Origin of the sequence: Stenotrophomonas sp. S49 (assembly GCF_016624905.1) — a bacterium.
Lineage (GTDB): Bacteria > Pseudomonadota > Gammaproteobacteria > Xanthomonadales > Xanthomonadaceae > Stenotrophomonas.
In genome coordinates this window covers 1-17,394 of record NZ_JACVUD010000091.1, presented here as the reverse complement: position 1 = coordinate 17,394, position 17,394 = coordinate 1, and the positions used below count along the sequence as shown (strand labels likewise).

16 protein-coding genes are annotated in these 17,394 nt (G+C 69.0%); 8 read left to right on the top strand and 8 right to left on the bottom strand.

The features are described 5' to 3' along the window. Positions 1–114 precede the first annotated feature (114 nt). The 4 genes from IAE58_RS16575 to IAE58_RS16560 all read right to left on the bottom strand — a co-directional run bounded on the left by IAE58_RS16575 (position 115) and on the right by IAE58_RS16560 (position 3,992). Positions 115–516 (bottom strand): VOC family protein, encoded by a 402-nt coding sequence (locus tag IAE58_RS16575; RefSeq protein WP_108762581.1) that lies wholly within the window; start codon positions 514–516, stop codon positions 115–117. Continuing rightward, entirely contained in the window at positions 513–2,420 is a 1,908-nt protein-coding gene (locus IAE58_RS16570) for a DUF885 family protein (RefSeq protein ID WP_199934268.1), read from the bottom strand. The genes IAE58_RS16575 and IAE58_RS16570 overlap by 4 nt, the downstream gene beginning before the upstream one ends. Before the next feature lie 94 nt (positions 2,421–2,514). Further along, positions 2,515–3,312: a queuosine precursor transporter gene (locus IAE58_RS16565; RefSeq protein WP_108753763.1), complete on the bottom strand. Its 798-nt coding sequence runs from the start codon at positions 3,310–3,312 to the stop codon at positions 2,515–2,517. Next, positions 3,309–3,992, bottom strand: a complete 684-nt coding sequence (locus tag IAE58_RS16560) for a DUF502 domain-containing protein (protein ID WP_108750658.1) — start codon at positions 3,990–3,992, stop codon at positions 3,309–3,311. The genes IAE58_RS16565 and IAE58_RS16560 overlap by 4 nt, the downstream gene beginning before the upstream one ends. A gap of 74 nt (positions 3,993–4,066) precedes the next feature. On the opposite strand from IAE58_RS16560, the gene IAE58_RS16555 reads away from it, so the two are divergent. Continuing rightward, positions 4,067–5,344 carry a hypothetical protein gene (locus IAE58_RS16555; protein ID WP_199934267.1) on the top strand — a complete coding sequence of 426 codons (1,278 nt, stop codon included), beginning with the start codon at positions 4,067–4,069 and terminating at the stop codon, positions 5,342–5,344. 16 nt (positions 5,345–5,360) lie between these two features. Here the strand turns inward: IAE58_RS16555 and IAE58_RS16550 are convergent, their stop codons facing one another. Further along, positions 5,361–5,819, bottom strand: a complete 459-nt coding sequence (locus IAE58_RS16550) for a DUF4442 domain-containing protein (RefSeq protein WP_199934266.1) — start codon at positions 5,817–5,819, stop codon at positions 5,361–5,363. 309 nt (positions 5,820–6,128) lie between these two features. Between IAE58_RS16550 and IAE58_RS16545 the strand changes: the two genes are divergently transcribed. Continuing rightward, a complete protein-coding gene (locus IAE58_RS16545) occupies positions 6,129–6,584 on the top strand; it encodes a transposase (RefSeq protein WP_199934265.1) in 456 nt (151 codons plus the stop codon). An 88-nt stretch (positions 6,585–6,672) separates the two neighbouring features. Here the strand turns inward: IAE58_RS16545 and IAE58_RS16540 are convergent, their stop codons facing one another. The 3 genes from IAE58_RS16540 to trxA form a co-directional block, all read right to left on the bottom strand. Then, entirely contained in the window at positions 6,673–8,295 is a 1,623-nt protein-coding gene (locus IAE58_RS16540) for a CHASE2 domain-containing protein (RefSeq protein WP_199934264.1), read from the bottom strand. After that, the gene (locus IAE58_RS16535) at positions 8,292–9,944 is read right to left on the bottom strand and encodes a FecR domain-containing protein (RefSeq protein ID WP_325166864.1); all 1,653 of its coding nucleotides are present in this window, start codon (positions 9,942–9,944) and stop codon (positions 8,292–8,294) included. The genes IAE58_RS16540 and IAE58_RS16535 overlap by 4 nt, the downstream gene beginning before the upstream one ends. A gap of 150 nt (positions 9,945–10,094) precedes the next feature. After that, positions 10,095–10,952, bottom strand: a complete 858-nt coding sequence (trxA, locus tag IAE58_RS16530; RefSeq protein WP_199934263.1) for a thioredoxin — start codon at positions 10,950–10,952, stop codon at positions 10,095–10,097. A 141-nt stretch (positions 10,953–11,093) separates the two neighbouring features. On the opposite strand from trxA, the gene IAE58_RS16525 reads away from it, so the two are divergent. The 6 genes from IAE58_RS16525 to rsfS all read left to right on the top strand — a co-directional run bounded on the left by IAE58_RS16525 (position 11,094) and on the right by rsfS (position 17,326). Next, entirely contained in the window at positions 11,094–11,693 is a 600-nt protein-coding gene (locus IAE58_RS16525; RefSeq protein ID WP_199934262.1) for a DUF998 domain-containing protein, read from the top strand. 82 nt (positions 11,694–11,775) lie between these two features. Beyond that, complete coding sequence (leuS, locus tag IAE58_RS16520; RefSeq protein WP_108762572.1) at positions 11,776–14,418, top strand: leucine--tRNA ligase; 2,643 nt, start codon at positions 11,776–11,778, stop codon at positions 14,416–14,418. A gap of 138 nt (positions 14,419–14,556) precedes the next feature. After that, positions 14,557–15,138: an LPS assembly lipoprotein LptE gene (lptE, locus tag IAE58_RS16515; RefSeq protein WP_199934261.1), complete on the top strand. Its 582-nt coding sequence runs from the start codon at positions 14,557–14,559 to the stop codon at positions 15,136–15,138. Positions 15,139–15,150: 12 nt separating this feature from the next. Continuing rightward, positions 15,151–16,188, top strand: a complete 1,038-nt coding sequence (gene holA / locus IAE58_RS16510) for a DNA polymerase III subunit delta (RefSeq protein WP_108753754.1) — start codon at positions 15,151–15,153, stop codon at positions 16,186–16,188. Between the two features lie 3 nt (positions 16,189–16,191). After that, positions 16,192–16,857, top strand: coding sequence for a nicotinate-nucleotide adenylyltransferase (nadD, locus tag IAE58_RS16505; protein ID WP_108753753.1), 666 nt, complete (start codon positions 16,192–16,194; stop codon positions 16,855–16,857). A gap of 58 nt (positions 16,858–16,915) precedes the next feature. Continuing rightward, the gene (gene rsfS / locus IAE58_RS16500) at positions 16,916–17,326 is read left to right on the top strand and encodes a ribosome silencing factor (protein ID WP_108750646.1); all 411 of its coding nucleotides are present in this window, start codon (positions 16,916–16,918) and stop codon (positions 17,324–17,326) included. Positions 17,327–17,394 lie beyond the last annotated feature (68 nt).

Sequence of the window (17,394 nt, the reverse complement as noted above, 5' to 3'; positions counted from 1 at the left end):
CTGTCGGAACGGCACGGGGTCGGATCCGGTTGCTGCGCAACGGGATCCGACCCCGTCGGGAATCGCGCGCATGGGGTCAGAGCCCTTTCCTGTGGAAAGGGATCCGACCCCGGCTCAGACGACTTCGTACAGTTCCAGTGGCAGGCCGTCGGGGTCGGCGAAGAAGGTGAAGCGGGCGCCGGTGTATTCGTCCACGCGGATCGGTTCGCAGGCCACGCCGTGGTCGGCCAGGCGCTGGATGAACGGTTCCAGTGCGGCCACCCGGAAGGCCAGGTGGCGCAGGCCCTGTGCTTCGGGCCGGCTGGGCCGCGGCGGTGGGGCGGGGAAGGAGAACAGTTCCAGCTGCCCACCGTCGGGCAGGGCCAGGTCCAGCTTCCATGAATCGCGCGCGGGGCGGTGGTTTTCCGCCAGCACGCGCAGGCCCAGCACGCGCACGTAGAACTCCTTCGAGCGCGCGTAGTCGCTGCAGATCAGCGCCGCATGGTGGATGCCCAGCAGTGCGCCGGCCCCGCTCATGGCGTGGCCGCTGCGGCGGGCTGGGCCATCCAGCGGTCCATCTTGCGGCCCAATACATCCAGCGGCATCGAGCCGTCCTTCAGCAGTTCGGCATGGAAGCGGCGCAGGTCGAACGCTGCGCCCTGCTGCGCGCGGGCCCTGTCCCGCAGGGCGACGATGGTGGTCAGGCCGGCCACGTTGGACAGGGCCTGGCCGGGCTGGGCCATGATCCGCTCCACTTCGGCGCTGGCATCGTCGGCGCTCATGTCTGCATTCTTCTGCAGGTAGCTGACCGCCTGCTGCTTGCTCCAGCCCTGCGCGTGCACGCCGGTGTCGGCCACCACGCGGGTGGCGCGCAGCAGGCGCGAGTACAGGTAGCCGATGCGGTCGTAGGGATCGTTGTAGGCGCCCAGCTCATCGCCCAGGGTTTCGGCATACAGGCCCCAGCCTTCAACGAAGGCCACATCGCCGCCCTGGCGGCGGAAGCGCGGCAGCTTGGCCAGTTCCTGCTGCAGGCCCAGCTGCACGTGGTGGCCGGGAATGGCTTCGTGCAGGTACTGCACCGGCACGCTCCAGCGCTTGCGGCTGGGCAGGTCGCGGGTGTTCACGTACAGCACGCCCGGCTGTCCGGCCGGCGAAGGCTGGTAGGCGGCTGCGGCGGCAGCCAGGGCGCGTTCCGGATCGACCGCGCGGATCTCCAGCCCGGCCTTGGGCAGCGTATCCAGCACCTGCGGCAGGCGCGTGGACACCTGCTGCTGCACCTGGCGGTAGCGGTTCAGCAGGTCGTCGGCGTTCACGTACTGGAACTGGCGGTCGCTGCGCATGCTCTTCAGCAGCTTGGCCTGCGAACCACGCAGCTTGTTTTCCTTCATCACCGCGGCGATCTGCGCCTGCAGTTCCTGCACACGCTGTTCGCCCAGAGCGTGCAGCTGCGCGGCGGTCTGGTCGCTGGCGGTAGTCTGCACGATCAGGTTGGCGTACCAGGCCTGGCCGTCGGGCAGCGCGCCCAGGCCGGTGCTTTCGCGGGTGGCCGGCAGGTATTCGGTGGCGATGAAGCCACGCAGTGCGCGGTAGGCCGGCATGATGCGCAGTTCGATCATGCGCTTGTACTCGGCGCTGATTCGCGCCTTGTCGTCGGCGGCAATGCTGTCGGGCATGGTGCGGATGGGCGACCAGAAGATGCTTTCCTCTGCGGTCGGCTTGATCACTGCATCCAGCTGCGGCAGCACCTTTTCCATCAGGTCGCGTGGCTGCACCACGCCGGCCTTCATGCCCTGGCGCATGTTGTCGATGGCCTGGTCGAACAGCGGGGGAATGCCCAGCGAACGGCGCGACCAGGTGTCGTAGTCCTGCACGGTGTTGAAGGGCTGGGCGCCGGCACCGGCACCGAGGATCGCCATGATGCTGCCGATGTTGTAGTACTGGCTGATCGGCATCATCCAGCTGGGGTAGCGTTCGGCGTCCAGCGTGGCGCGCGCGTCGCGCACGAAGATCTGGTAGCTGAGCAGGTCCTGGCCCTGCAGGCCGTCACTGCCGACCTTTTCCACCTTGCCCAGCCATTCCAAGGTGAAATCGTGCGATTGCTGGCGCCAGGCGGCCGACAGGATGTTGGGCAGCTGGTCGTTGTAGCGGGTTTCGCCCTGGAAGGTGGCCTGCAGCGGGTTCAACCGCATCGAGGCATCCCAGTATTCGTCGTACAGGCGCTCCAGCTGCACGGCGCGCGGTACGGCGCGGGCCGGGGCGGTGGGGCGCGGCGCAGCGCGGCGCGGGGCGGCGCGCGGCTTGGCCTTGGGCTTGGCGGCCTGGCGGCTCTGCGCGGCGGCGGGGCGGCTGGCCTTCTTCTTCGCTGCTTCGGCCGACGGTACGGCACTGAACAGGAACAACGCAGCGATGGCGGCGGCCAGGACGCGGGGGGAATACGGCATCAGGAGCTTCCGTGGAACACAGACCGTGGAGCTTGCACGATCCGCGCGCGTACGGCCAGCGTGAAGCCGCAGTCAGCTTGCCGGCGCTGGGTATTCAGTCAGCCGCGGCCGCGGCACGCAGATCGGCCGCGCGCTGCGGCCCCAGGTAGCGGGTGATGGCGCGGCGCATCAGGTACAGCAGGGGAATGAGGGCGATCGCAAAGCCCATCTTGTAGACGTAGTTGACGCTGCTGACCGCCAGGAACAACGACGTGGGCCAATGCTGCGGGCCCAGCACGAAGGCGATCCAGATGACCACGAAGCTGTCCACCAGCTGCGACACCGCCGTGGAGCCGGTGGCGCGCAGCCACACATGGCGTTCGCCGGTGGCCCGGCGGATGCGGTGGAACACGGCCACGTCGATCAGCTGGCCAACCAGGAAGGCCACCAGCGAGCCGGCAATGGTCCACATGCCCTGGCCGAACACCGCCGCGAAGGCGGCCTGGTAGTCCGGCACGCCATGGGCGTTCATCGAGGTGACCCACCAGCTGGCCGGGGCCAGCGAGATGGCGGCAAAGGCAAACAGGAAGCCGTAGGCGATCAGCACCACCGCCAGCCACGAGATGAAGCGCACGCCGCGCTTGCCGAAGAACTCGTTGATGGTGTCGGTCATGATGAACACCACCGGCCACAGCAGCGTACCGGCGGTGAAACTGAGCGAGCCGGTCTGGCCGAACAGGTTCCAGTTCAGCGGGTTGATGCCCAGCGTGTCTTCCAGCGCGAAGATCTTCACCCCGATCAGTTCGGCCAGCACCGCGTTGCCGCAGAAGAACGTGGCCAGCACGATGAACAGCAGGACCGCGCGGTCCTGCAGCGGCCGTGCATGCGGGGTGGGCTGCGCCGGCTCACTCACTCGGCGCGTTCGCCGGCGCGGGTGAACGGCACGCTGGCCGGGGCCACTGCACCGCCGGAGATGATGAAGCTCATCGCCTGGTCCACGGTCCAGTCGGTCGGGGTCAGCAGTTCCACCGGCACGATTTCCAGATAGCCCGAGGTCGGGTTCGGCGTGGTCGGCACGTATACCGCGGCCAGTTCGCGGTCGCTGCCCTGTTCCTTGATGACCCGGGTGACCAGGCCGACCGATTTCATGTCACGGTGCGGGAAGTCGATCAGCACCACGCGCTGGGTGCTGCCCGGTTCGGTCTGCAGCATGTCCAGCAGCTTCTTGGCGCTGTCGTAGATGATGCTGGCCAGCGGAATGCGCTTGATCACCGCGCCCACCCAGCGCAGCAGGCGCTGGCCGACAACGCGGCGGCTGGCAACGCCCACCGCCAGGATCACCAGCAGGGTGGCCAGCAGGGCGATGGTGTTCTGGATCCATTCGGCGCGTACCCAGCCCAGGTAGTGCGGGAAGTTGGTGGCGATCTGTTCGGACAGCGGCACCACCAGCGGGCTGGAAATACCCGACAGCAGCACGAACACGAACTTCACCACGACCCAGGTCAGCCAGATCGGCAACAGGGTCAGCAGGCCGGTCAGGAACAGGCGCTGCAGGGAGGGGCGGGGAACCAGGGCGGGGGCTTCGAGCGACATGGGCGCATTGTAGCGGTCGCAGCCTGTCGATTACGCTGCCCGATCACGATGGCGGGCTACAGGGCAGGGATGCTGTGTTGAGGATTCTGCGCGGAATCGGTTGGAGCCTGCTGGCCCTGCTGGGGCTGGTGGTGGCGGTGTGGCTGGCGGCGCGGTTCTGGCCGCTGTCGGCCGAGCAGCGCGCGCAGGTGCGCCTGCTGGAAGATGTGCAGCCCCTGCCCGGGCGCAACGGCTTTGCCCTGCTGTGGACGCTGCCGTTCGACGATCTGGATGCGGCGCAGCGCGAGCAGGCCTTGCTGAAGGACGTAGCGCGATGGCGGGCCGGGCCGGAGCCGGGCATGACCGATTCCCTGCTGGAAGGCACCCAGCCGCAGGTGAAGGCGCAGGTGGGAGTCACCTGTGGGTCGCGCATACCGGATTGCCTGGCGCGCGTGCGCGCCGATCCGCAGCGCTTCATCGACGGCCATGCCGGCCACGGCGGCCTGCATGCACGGCAGCAACAACTGGCCGACTTTGATCGTTTCGATTCCCCGTTCCTGGGGCTGGATGACCCGCTGCTGATGCCGGTGCCACGCTATCAGCTGCTGATGGAGGGCACCAGCGCACATGCGCTGGCTTTCGTGCAGGGCGATACGGCGGCAGCGTTGGCCGGCAGTTGTCGCTCGCTGCAGCTGGGCAGGCGCCTGATGCACCGTGGCGGCACGCTTGTGGACAGCATGATCGGCGCCGCGAGCGTGCAGGTGAACGCGCAGTTGCTGGCCGATATGCTGGTGGAACTGCCGGCTGACCACGCGCTGCCAGCGGTCTGCGAAACGGCGCTGCAGCCCCTGGCGAGCGACGAACAGAGCCTGTGCCGCGCGATGCAGGGCGAGTTCGCACTGAACGAACGGGCCATCGATGCGTCGCTGCGGCAGGGCGCCAACGTGCTGATGCTGGACCGCAGCCAGACCCGCGCGCGCATCGCGCAGAACTTCGCCTGGGCCTGCGGTGCTGCTGCCGAACGCACCTTGGCCGAGGACGCGCCGGCGCAGCGCAGCTGGGAACAGCCGTGGGACGTCCGCTGCGTGGCCAATTGGATCGGCTGCACGTTGGCCAGCATCAGCGGCCCGGCGTATCAGGACTACGCCGCGCGCAGCCAGGACAGCGCGGCGCTGGTGCGCCTGCTGGGGGCGCAGCGATGGCTGCGGCGGCAGCCCGATGCCCCGGCACAGGCGCTGGCACGGCTGCCGGCGCAATGGCGTTCGCCCAGCCGGGTGCCCACGCTGTCGGCCGATGGCCGCCACCTGCAGGTGGCGCGCCGCCAGCGCGATGCGACCGGCGAGCTGACGACCATGCTGTCGGTGCCGCTGTAGCTGCCGACGTGGCGGATCAGCCGCCGCGTGCCTGCGGCTTCAGCCGCACGTAGACCTGCTTGCGCACGCGCGCCACGACCTCGCCCGATGCGTCGACCACGTCGTTGCTGAACCAGCGCAGCACTTTCTCGCCGTCGGCCGCCTCGGCGCGCAGTTCGTCCAGCACCGCATCATCGATGTGGAAGTGGGTGCGCACGGTGCCGCGACCGGGCTTGAGGAATTCGATGGCGCCGGCGCGGTCCCAGACGTAGTAGTCGCGGCCCAGCGTATGCAGCAGGCCCAGCATCCAGAACGGGTCGGTCATGGCGAACAGGCTGCCGCCGAAGTGGGTGCCCACGTAGTTGCGGTTCCACGGGCGCATGCGCAGCTCGACGTCGATCTGCCGGTAGTCGGCAGTGATGCGGGTGACATGGATGCCGGTGAACAGGAACGGCGGCCACAGGTTGATGCCGAGACGGAAGGTGCTGGCTTTCATGCGGGTGCGGGGCAGGGGGCGAGGCCTCGAGTCTAACCATTCGCCACCGTATGTTGAACCCCGGGGCATGCCGGGTCGGGCCGGATGGTCATTCGCTGCGCGTGCTCCACGGCTGAGGCATATGACCTGCTTCGGTAGCGTCGAGCTTGCTCGACGGCTTTGCATTTGACTTTGCTCTGGTAGCGTCGAGCTTGCTCGACGGCTTTGCATTCCCTGTCGGGAAAAGCCAGTCGAGCAAGCTCGACTCTACGGACGGCAGAATCAGGATCGCCCGACATCAACAGCTCGGCACCCCGGTCAAGCTGGGTCATGCCCAGCCAAGCACTCCTGCGACATCGCAGCTCCGCCATCGGTCAGTTCTATGTCATCACCAGCGTAGTGGCGGGGCGGCGGCGCCTGTTCGCAGATCCTGCCTGCGCGGCCTTGCTGGAAGAGGCATTGCAAAACAGCGATCGGCTGGGGCTGACGCGCTCCTGTGCCTGGGTGATCATGCCTGACCACTTCCATTGGGTCATCCAGTTGCGGAGCGGCACATTGGGGCGTTGTGTGCAGTCGCTGAAGTCACGCGCTGCGATTGCGCTCAATGCGCATACTGCCGGGAGCGGCACAGCGGTGTGGCAGCGTGGCTACTACGAGCATTGGATCCGGAACGAGCGCGATGTACGCCAGCAGGCCATGTATGTCATGGGCAATCCGGTCCGGGCGGGGCTGGCAAGCGCGCTGGGGCATTACCCCCACGCGTGGTGCCGCCGGTCGCTTTCGTAGAGTCGAGCTTGCTCGACTGTTTATCGCCGGCATCGCGCGCAGAGCAGTCGAGCAAGCTCGACGCTACGAGCGCCGGGCGGGGTTGGGGTCAGGCGCCGTCCATGGCGTAGCCGTCGCGGCCGTTGGCCTTGGCGCGGTAAAGGGCGGCGTCAGCGCCTTCGACGAAATGGTGCGGGTGCAGCTGGCTGTCCGGTACCCGCGTATAGACCCCGATGGTGAGGGTAATGCGGCTGTCGTCGCCCGCTGCCGGCGCGGGCAGGGCGCGTACGTCGGCAATCAGGTCTTCGATCACCTGGCGTGCGCCGCTGCCCGGTGTGTCGGGCAGCACCATCGCGAATTCGTCGCCGCCATAGCGGGCGGCCATGTCGCGCGGGCGTCGCGCATGGGCGGCGATCAGCGCGGCCACGTCGCGCAGTACGCGGTCGCCCAGCTGGTGGCCGTGGCGGTCGTTGTGCCGCTTGAAATGATCCACGTCGATCAGCGCCAGGCTTAGTGGCTTCCCGCTGCGCCGTGCGGCGTCGCATTCCTGTTGAAGCGATTGTTCGAAGCGCAGGCGGTTGCCCAGCCCGGTCAGGGCATCGCGGTTGGCCTGTCGGTGCCAGGCGGAAATGCGCCAGACTGCCCATACCAGCAGCACCATCAGGATGCCGAAGGTGGCTGCGGCCGGGGCCCACCACAGGCTGGCCGTGCGCAGCAGCAGCCAGCTGGTGGCCAGGCCCATCGGCAGCGAACACAGGGCGGCCAGCCAGGGCAGGCGCAGGCCCAGCAGCAGTACGCACAGCGCGGCCAGCAGACCCGCCAGCAGGTCCTGCAGCAGCGGCGGAACCACCTGGATCTGCTTGCCCTGCAGCAGCATCGAAGCAATGTTGGCCTGGTATTCGCTGCCGCTCATCCAGTACTCGCGCGTGGTGGGGGTCAGCAGCCGCGGGGCAATGCCACTGGCGGTCATGCCGACCACGATGCGGCGGTCGCGCAGCAGTGCGGCATCCACCTGGCCATCCAGTACATCGGCATAGGACACCTGCGGCAACTGCTCCGGCGGGCCGGCGTAGCGCACGCGCACGTAATCATCGCGGCGCCACTGGTACGGCGATTCCAGCGCCGGGTCGGGGTCGGGCAGCCCGCGCGAGGCGTGCACCGGCAGGTCGGCCAGGGCCAGCCCCAGCGCCGGCCAATGCGGTTGGCCGATGCCCGCATGCAGGTACACCCCGCGGGCCACGCCGTCGCCATCCACTTCCACGTCGCTATGGCCCAGCGCTGCAGCGCTGTCGGCAATGAGCGGAATGGGCAGCAGCTCTTCGGCCATGCGGTCGCCGGCGGCGGGTGCCGCCAGCACCGGCAGCACCACGCGACCATTGCGGCGGATGGCGGCGGCCAGCTCGGCATCCTGGCGACTGTCGCGGCGGTCGGGCTCGGTCAGCATCAGGTCCAGCGCCACGCGTTCGGCACCGGCATCGGTCAGGCGGTCAAGCAGGCGTGCGTGCACCGAACGCGGCCACGGCCACTGGCCGATGCGCGCCAGACTGTCCTCGTCGATGGCCACCACCAGCACGCTGGGGTCGGGCCGATAGGTCCAGTCGCCGACCATCAGGTCATAGGCCGCTTCGTCCTGCCGCCACAGCCACTGCCCGTGGCTGGCCACGGCGGTGGCAACGAAGGCCAGCACGGCCAGCATCAGCCGCCGCGACCAGGGCAGCGGCGAGCGCCTCACAGCAGCAACCAGAGCAGGGCGGCACCGCCGCCGGCGGCGTAGCACAGCCGGCACGGCAGGCTGACCTGCTGCGCGGGCGAGAACGGGCCGGCGTGGCCGTCATCATCGATGTACTGCACGCGCACGTGCAGGGTGCCGTGCCAAGGGCGCTTGAAACTCACCTGGGGCTGCTCGACGGTCTGGTCCAGCCATGGTGCCTCGAATGCACCATCGCGGGAAACCTGCACGCGGTATGTCTGGCCCGCGCTGCCCGGTTGCCAGCGCAGGGTCAGCGCCTTGCCGTCCGCTTCCGGCGGCTGCAGGGCCGGGTCCACCGGCAGGTCGGTCAGCTGCAGGGGCAGCGCGTCCCCGTACGGCCCTTGCCGGCCCTGGCCGTCGCGCGAGGCCACGCGCCAGAAATACTGGCCCGGCGGCAACGGCTGGCGCAGGCGCAGATCGGTGCCGGTGGTGGCCTGCTCCTGCAGGGGCGACAGGAACTGCGGTTCGCTGGCGATCTGCAGCACGCTGGCCTGCGCGCCCGGGGCCCGGGTCCAGCGGAATCGCGGGCGGTCGCTGTTGACGTCCTGTCCGTGCAGCGGCGCGACCGTCAGCGGCGGTGGCGGCTGGTCGTCCAGGCTGAAATCGGTGCTGGCGTCCAGGCCTTCCACGCCCTGCGCATCGACGGCGCGCAGCAGCAGGCGGTGCTGGCCGGGCGGCAGCGCGGCAATGGTCAGCCGCGTGTCGGTCGTGGTCGTGGCGAACAGCAGAATCTCGGCCATCGCCGCCTGCACCACTTCAATGCGGTAGTGGTCGGCGCCGTCCACCGGCTGCCAGTGCAGCTGCAGCGGCAGACCAGGGCGCTGCAACGTTTCTGCAGCCAAGGACGGGGCGGGCAGCAGTGCCGACACCGCCATCGGCGCCGCATCCAGATCTGGCGCCATGCTGGCCTGGCCGGGGTGCACCAGTTGCTGGCCGCGCTGATTGCCGACCTGCACCTTGCCTTCCAGCACTTCGGTGGCGGCCGGCTGTCCGGCCTGGCCGGCGCTGACCCGGAACACGGTGCCGCGCACGCTGCTGGTCGCGGTGGGTGCATCGATGATGTAGCGCGATGCCGGGCCGCGTGCGGGGGTGACGCGGTTGCTGGCACGGCCCTGCTGCAGGCGCATTCGGGTGTCGACCATGCCGGTACGGCCGTAGCGGCTGAGCTGGTCCAGCCGCAGCCGCGAGTGTTCGCGCAGCTGCAGGCGCGAGGCATCGGCGAATTCCAGGGTCAGGCTGGCATCGGCGCCGGTCTGCACCACATCGCCGATATGCAGGTTCTCACCGGCCTGCAGTGCGCGGGTGGCGGCGCCAGTGCCGGCGGCCAGCTGCACCGGGCCGCGCACGGCCAGTACCCGCGCCGGCGCCGGTTCCACCCGCAGCCAGCCGATCGGGAAGCGCAGCGGCTGGCCCGGGGGCAGGCGGTAGGGGTTGTCGATGCGGTTGTGCTGCTGCAACTGCTGCCAGGGCACGCTGGGTTTCAGGTACACGCCGCCCAGGTCCCACAGGGTGTCACCGGGGCGCACCCGGTAGGTCCAATCCTGTGCGCCTGCGCTGGCGGGCAGCAGGGTGGCGGCGGCAAGCAGCGCGGCGAACACGCGCACAACGACAGACGAGATCCCAACGGTCACGGCATGCAGTCCCGGCAATGCGGGGGCCAGCGTGCAGACCCCATGGCCCTGACTTATTCCCCCCGGAATGGATGCCGGTCGCGCAAAAGTGCGGCCGGCATCACATTATTGCCCGGCGTGTGACTCGAATCCTGAACGAAAACAGCGGCCTCAGAACAGCAGCGACGCCATCTTGCGACGGTAGCGGCCCACCAGGTCCTCGTCGGCGATGACGTTGAAGGCGTCGATCAGCGTGCGGCGCGGCAGGTTGTCGTCATAGCTGCGGTCGATGCGCAGCATTTCCAGGAACTGTTCCAGCGCCGCTTCGTCGTGGCCGCCCAGCAGCAGCTGTACGCCGCGCAGATGGCGCGCCTGCAGGTCCTTGCCATCGGCGGCAATGCGCGCGTCCAGCGCATCGGAGGCCGGCGCATCCTTCAGTGCGGTGGCGAAGGCCAGGCGGGCGCGGCCACGCACGGCGCGGTCATCGGTGGCCAGGTTGGCCGGCAGGGCGTCGATCAGCTTGCCTGCTTCGTCCACCCCGCCGATCTGCAGCAGGGCCAACGCCAGGTCCAGCTTCAGTTCGTCCTTGTCCGGCTCGGCGGCGATCTGCGCACGCAGCACGTCCACCTGGCCCTGCGGGTCCAGCGGTGCCTCTTCTTCGCTGCTGGTATCGCCAACATCGGCCGGCACGATGCCGTGCTGGGCCAGGAATTCGCGCAACTGGCCTTCCGGAATGGCACCCGGGAAGCCGTCCACCAGCTGGCCGCCCTTGACCAGGAACACAGTGGGCACCGAGCGGATCTGGAAGGCCGCGGCGATCTGCTGCTCGGCATCCACGTCCACCTTGGCCAGCTCGAAGGCGCCGTTGTACTCGGCGGCCAGCTTTTCCAGCATCGGCCCCAGGGTCTTGCACGGGCCGCACCAGGTGGCCCAGAAATCGACCAGCACCGGCGTCTGCAGCGACTTCTGCAGGACTTCGGCCTCGAAGGTCGCGGTCGTGGCGTCGAATACGTAGGTCGTCTCGGTCATGGGGGCACATCGTTCGGCAACAGGAGACCGATTCTATGGTGTCGATCGATGACGGTCTCAACCCTTTCCTCACGTCTTGGGTTGGCGCCCCGCGTGCCGGCCGCGACAATGGGTGCTTCTTCCGTCGTACGGGTAGGCACCATGTCGTGGGTCCGGATTGATCGTTGGCTGGGGCTGTGCGCAGCGCTGCTGTTCATTGCCGCGGTGGTCGGCTTCGGCGTCGGCCTGGCCGGCTATGCGCAGGCGGTGCACCCGGTCGCCCTGCTTGGCGCGCACGGGGTGCCGCATGCCTGGGCGTTCAACCTACTGGGCTTCGTGGCGCCGGGCATGCTGGCGATGGTGGTGGCCGAGCGCCTGCGCCGGCGACTGCCGGCCACCGAAGGCTGGGCGGGCCGGGTGGGCAGCCAGATGCTGCTGCTGGCCGGGCTGGCCTTCGCGGCCATGGGCGTGCTGCCGCTGGACCTGGAGGATCTGCATGGCGGCGCCAGCCAGTTGCACGCCAGCGCCTGGATGGTCTGGGTGCTGGGGTTCGCGGCCGGCACCTGCATGCTGGGGGCCAGCCGCCTGCGTGACCCCGGTGCACGGGCGCCGGGCGTGCTGGCGCTGGTGGTCGGCATTGCCGCGGCGGTAGCCGCCTTTGGCCTGCAGGGGGTGCTGCCGGCGCCTTTCGCGCAGCGCCTGGCGTTTGCCTGCTGGGCGGTCTGGCTGGCGCTGGCGCTGCCCCTGTCGCGGGGGCGCTGAGACTGCCCGCGATGGGCGGGATTGGAGACGTTTGCCGCACTGCGGTACGCTGTACCGCTTTGCCGCCGCATCCGCGTGTTCCATGACCAGCGCTGAACCCATCGCCTACGACCCGCAGCAGGTTGAATCCGCCGCCCAGCAGTACTGGGACGCCACCCGTGCCTTCGAGGTCAGCGAGACCTCGGACAAGCCGAAGTACTACTGCCTGTCGATGCTTCCGTACCCGTCCGGTGCGCTGCACATGGGCCACGTGCGCAACTACACCATTGGCGACGTGATCAGCCGCTACAAGCGCATGACCGGCCACAACGTGCTGCAGCCGATGGGCTGGGACGCGTTCGGCCTGCCGGCGGAAAACGCGGCCATCAAGAACAAGACCGCGCCGGCGGCGTGGACCTACAAGAACATCGACCACATGCGCAGCCAGCTGAAATCGCTGGGCTATGCCATCGACTGGTCGCGCGAGTTCGCCACCTGCCGCCCGGACTACTACGTCCACGAGCAGCGCATGTTCACCCGCCTGATGCGCAAGGGCCTGGCCTACCGCCGCAACTCGGTGGTGAACTGGGACCCGGTGGACCAGACCGTGCTGGCCAACGAGCAGGTGATCGACGGCCGCGGCTGGCGTTCGGGCGCGCTGGTGGAAAAGCGCGAGATCCCGCAGTGGTTCCTGCGCATCACCGATTACGCCCAGGAGCTGCTGGACGGCCTGGATGAACTGGACGGCTGGCCGGAATCGGTCAAGACCATGCAGCGCAACTGGATCGGCCGTTCCGAAGGCCTGGAAATCCAGTTCGACGTGCGCGATGCCGATGGCAGCGCGCTGGACCCGCTGCGCGTATTCACCACCCGTCCGGACACCGTGATGGGCGTGACCTTCGTGTCGATCGCCGCCGAACACCCGCTGGCCCTGCATGCGGCCAAGAGCAACCCGGCGCTGGCCGCGCTGCTGGCCGAGCTGAAGCAGGGTGGGGTGACCGAGGCCGAGCTGGAAACCCAGGAAAAGCGCGGCATGGATACCGGCCTGCGCGCGATCCATCCGGTCACCGGCGAACAGGTGCCGGTGTGGGTGGCCAATTTCGTGCTGATGGGCTACGGCACCGGCGCGGTGATGGCCGTTCCCGGCCACGACCAGCGCGACAACGAGGTGGCCAACAAGTACGGCCTGCCGATCGTGCAGGTCATCGCGCTGAAGGATGCGCGCAACGACGACGAGCGCACCTGGGACGCCACCCGCTGGCAGGACTGGTACAGCGACAAGAGCCGGCAGACTGAACTGGTCAACTCGGCCGAATTCGACGGCCTGGACTTCCAGGGCGCCTTTGAAGCCCTGGCCGAACGGTTCGAGCGCAAGGCCCAGGGCCAGCGCCGCGTGAACTACCGCCTGCGCGACTGGGGTGTCAGCCGCCAGCGTTACTGGGGCTGCCCGATTCCGGTCATCTACTGCGACAAGTGTGGCGCGGTGCCGGTGCCGGAAGAGCAGCTGCCGGTGGTGCTGCCCGAAGACGTGGCGTTCTCGGGTACCGGTTCGCCGATCAAGACCGACCCGGAATGGCGCAAGACCACCTGCCCGGACTGCGGCGGCGCGGCCGAGCGCGAAACCGACACCTTCGATACCTTCATGGAATCGAGCTGGTACTACGCCCGCTACACCTCGCCGGGTGCGCGAGATGCGGTGGACAAGCGCGGCAACTACTGGCTGCCGGTGGACCAGTACATCGGCGGCATCGAGCACGCGATCCTGCACCTGATGTACTTCCGCTTCTACCACAAGCTGCTGCGCGACGCGCGCATGGTCGACAGCAATGAACCGGCGCGCAATCTGCTGTGCCAGGGCATGGTGATCGCCGAAACCTATTACCGCCCGAACCCGGACGGCTCGAAGGACTGGATCAACCCGGCCGACGTGGACGTGCAGCGCGATGAGCGCGGCCGCATCACCGGCGCCACCCTGGTGGCCGATGGCCAGCCGGTGGTGGTGGGTGGCACCGAGAAGATGTCCAAGTCGAAGAACAACGGCGTGGACCCGCAGGCCATGGTCGGCAAGTACGGCGCCGACACCGTGCGCCTGTTCTCGATGTTCGCCGCACCGCCGGAACAGTCGCTGGAGTGGAACGAAGCCGGCGTGGACGGCATGGCCCGCTTCCTGCGCCGCTTGTGGACCCAGGTGCACAAGCACGCCGAAGAGGGCGTGGCACCGGCCCTGGACGTGGCGGCGCTGGATGCCAACCAGAAGGCGCTGCGCCGCAAGACCCACGAAACCATCGGCAAGGTTGGTGACGACTACGGCCGCCGCCACAGCTTCAACACCGCCATCGCGGCGGTGATGGAACTGATGAACGCACTGGCCAAGTTCGACGACGCCAGCGCGCAGGGCCGTGCGGTGCGCCAGGAGGCCCTGCAGGCCGTGGTGCTGCTGCTGAACCCGATCACCCCGCACGCCAGCCATGCCCTGTGGCAGGTGCTGGGCCACGGCGAAACGCTGCTGGAAGACCAGGCGTTCCCGCAGGCCGACAGCACTGCGCTGGTGCGCGATGCTGTCACTCTGGCGGTGCAGGTGAACGGCAAGCTGCGCGGCACCATCGAGGTTGCCGCCGATGCCGCGCGCGACCATATCGAAACGCTGGCACAGGCCGAGCCGAACGCGGCCAAGTTCATGGAAGGCCTGACGGTGCGCAAGATCATCATCGTGCCCGGCAAGATCGTGAACATCGTCGCTGCCTGATGTGTCCGGCACCGGCCGCCCGTGTGGCGGCCGGTGCGTGTTCCCCACGCCGGCGTCAGCGGCCGATGGCCCTGCGTTCACGCGTGATCGGGCAGGCTGTCTGTTGCCGTGATCGCCCGGCTCCGCCAGACTGTTCCCATGACCCGAATCCTGCTTGCCCTCGTCCTTGCCCTCGGCCTTGCCGGCTGTGGCTTCCATCTGCGCAACAAGCTGATGCTGCCCACCGATACGGCGCCAGTGAAGGTGGTCTCCACCGCGCCTTACAGCGAACTGGTCAAGCTGCTCAACCGCAGCCTGCTGGCGTCCGGGGCCAAGCTGGCCGACGATGAAAGCACCGGGCCGAGCACCCAGCTGCAGGTGCTGTCCGAGCGCTGGGGCGATCTGCCCATCGCCATCGATGCGCAGGGCCGTGCCCAGGAATACAGCCTGCGCTATGCGGTCATCTTCATCTTCCGCCGCGAAGACGGCAGCGAACTGGTGCCGCAGCAGGTGATCGAGTTGTCGCGCGATTACGTGTCGCCGCCGACCGACGCCACCGGCACCACCACCGAACGCGAGATCCTGGCCGATGAGCTGCGCCGGGAAATGTCGGCGTCCATCATCCGCCGCATCGACAGCGTGGTGCGCGCCGAACTGGAACGTGGCGGCAGCCTGGCAGCGCCGAAGCCGGCCGCGGCCCAGGACGTGCAGCCTACGCCGGCACCCCCGGTCAAGCGCTGAGCCGGCACAGCGATGGAACTGCGTCCGGAGCAGTTGGCCAGCCAGGGCGGTGATACCGCGCTGGCGCCGGTGTACCTGATCGCCGGGCCGGAAACCCTGCGTGTGCTGGAAGCGGCCGATGCCGTGCGCGCACGCGCCCGTGCCGCCGGCATTGGCGAACGTGAAGTGTTCGATGCCGATGGCCGCGACTTCGACTGGAACCAGCTCGACGCCAGCTTCAATGCGCCCAGCCTGTTCAGCGCCCGCCGCCTGGTGGAGGTGCGCCTGCCCAGCGGCAAGCCGGGCAAGGACGGCGCCGAAGTGATCAGCCAGTTCTGCGCCAACCCGGCGCCGGACGTAGTGCTGCTGATCACCGCCAACGAATGGAGCAAGGCCCACCAGGGCAAGTGGGCCGAAGCGGTGAACCGCGTCGGCGTGCTGTCGGTGGCCTGGGCGATCAAGCCGCACGAACTGCCCGACTGGATCGAGCGCCGCCTGCGTGGCAAGGGCCTGCGCGCCGATCCCGCCGCGGTGCAGCGCCTGGCCGAACGCGTGGAAGGCAACCTGCTGGCCGCCGCGCAGGAAATCGACAAGCTGGCATTGCTGGCCGACGGCCAGCCACTGGACGTGGAACGGATGGAATCGCTGGTGGCCGATGCCGCCCGCTACGACGTGTTCCGTCTGCTGGAAGCCACGTTCTCCGGGCAGCCGCAGGCGGTGTTGCGCATGCTGGCCGGGCTGCGCGGCGAAGGCGAGGCGGTGGCCGCGCTGATGCCGATGGTCATCCGCGAACTGCTGGCCGGTGCCGGCCTGGCCCGGGTGCAGGCGCGCGGCGGCAATCTGGCCGCGGAAATGAAGTCGCGCGGTATCTGGGAATCGCGCCAGGCGCCCTACAAGCGTGCGTTGCAGCGCCACCCGGAAGGCAAGCGCTGGGAACGTTTCGTGGCCGAAGCCGGCCTGGTGGATCGCATTGCCAAGGGGCGCGCCGACGGCGATGCCTGGCTGGCGCTGGAGCGGTTGCTGGTGGCGGTGGCCGAGGCCCGCGCCGTGCGCCTGCTGGCCCGGGCCTGAGCCATGAGCCTGCGCATCTATTACGGGGGCACCTTCGATCCGGTGCACCTGGGGCATCTGGCGATCGCCCGCGCCGCACGCGATGAACTGCAGGTGGCGGTGCGGCTGCTGCCGGCGGCCGATCCGCCGCACCGCGCGCCGCCGGGGGCCACCGCCGAGCAGCGCTGCCGCATGCTCTCGCTGGCCATTGGCGACGAGCCGGGCCTGCTGCTGGACCGGCGCGAACTGGAACGGGCCAAGCGCTTCCCGGGTCGTCCTTCCTACACCGTCGACACCCTGCGCGAACTGCGCGCCGAGCTGGGCCCGAGCCGGCCGCTGGCCTGGCTGGTTGGCGCCGACAGCCTGCTGGCCCTGCCGGCCTGGCACGAGTGGCAGGCCCTGTTCGACCTGGCCCACTTCATTGTTGCCGAGCGCCCGGGCAGCCCGCTGCAGGATTCGGTGGATGGCGCCCTGGGCCAGGCCCTGGATGGCCGCTGGGCCGACAACGAGCAGGCCCTGTTCGCCAGCCCCGGCGGGCGGGTGCTGCGCCTGCACCACCCGCTGCGCTCGGAATCGGCCAGCGCGGTGCGTGCGCAGATTGCCGCGACCGGCCCGTGGCGGGCGCTGCTGCCGCCGGCGGTGGCCGATTACGTGGTCGACCACGGCCTGTACCGGCCGGCCACCCCGTGAATGCCGCGGGCGCGCCTTGCCCGTATAATCGCCCCCACGTTTATCGAGTCGATCCGTTTTGAGCAACCAGACCCAGCCCCAGACCATCAAGGTCGAACTGCCCAGCCCGCCGCCTTCGGTGCCGGAACTGCTGGCCAGCGTCCGCCAAGCCACCGAAGACCTGAAGGCCAAGGACCCGGTCGAGATCGACGTGCGTGGCAAGTCCAGCGTCGCCGACTACCTGGTCATCGTCTCCGGTACGTCCACCCGCCATGTGAAGTCGATCGCCGATGAAGTCGTGCGCTTCGCCAAGAAGATCGACGTGATGCCGCTGGGCGTGGAAGGCGAGCGCGAAGCCGAATGGGTGCTGGTGGACCTGGGCGACGTGATCGTGCACGTGATGCTGCCGCGCGTGCGCGAGTTCTACGCGCTGGAGCGCCTGTGGACCGTGGGCGACCAGCCGCCGACCAGCGACGACGAAGTGGCCTGAGCCGCGCGTTGACGCACCCCTTCGAGGGGGGCCGGGGGGGGGGGGGCGGGGGGGGGGGGGGGGTTGTG

Coding starts and splice junctions, on each gene's coding strand:
- leuS (WP_108762572.1), top strand. CDS start 11,776: ATGACCAGCGCTGAACCCATCGCCTACGACCCGCAGCAGGTTGAATCC.
- holA (WP_108753754.1), top strand. CDS start 15,151: ATGGAACTGCGTCCGGAGCAGTTGGCCAGCCAGGGCGGTGATACCGCG.
- nadD (WP_108753753.1), top strand. CDS start 16,192: ATGAGCCTGCGCATCTATTACGGGGGCACCTTCGATCCGGTGCACCTG.
- trxA (WP_199934263.1), bottom strand. CDS start 10,952: ATGACCGAGACGACCTACGTATTCGACGCCACGACCGCGACCTTCGAG.
- IAE58_RS16550 (WP_199934266.1), bottom strand. CDS start 5,819: ATGAAAGCCAGCACCTTCCGTCTCGGCATCAACCTGTGGCCGCCGTTC.
- lptE (WP_199934261.1), top strand. CDS start 14,557: ATGACCCGAATCCTGCTTGCCCTCGTCCTTGCCCTCGGCCTTGCCGGC.
- IAE58_RS16575 (WP_108762581.1), bottom strand. CDS start 516: ATGAGCGGGGCCGGCGCACTGCTGGGCATCCACCATGCGGCGCTGATC.
- IAE58_RS16545 (WP_199934265.1), top strand. CDS start 6,129: ATGCCCAGCCAAGCACTCCTGCGACATCGCAGCTCCGCCATCGGTCAG.
- IAE58_RS16525 (WP_199934262.1), top strand. CDS start 11,094: ATGTCGTGGGTCCGGATTGATCGTTGGCTGGGGCTGTGCGCAGCGCTG.
- IAE58_RS16560 (WP_108750658.1), bottom strand. CDS start 3,992: ATGTCGCTCGAAGCCCCCGCCCTGGTTCCCCGCCCCTCCCTGCAGCGC.
- IAE58_RS16570 (WP_199934268.1), bottom strand. CDS start 2,420: ATGCCGTATTCCCCCCGCGTCCTGGCCGCCGCCATCGCTGCGTTGTTC.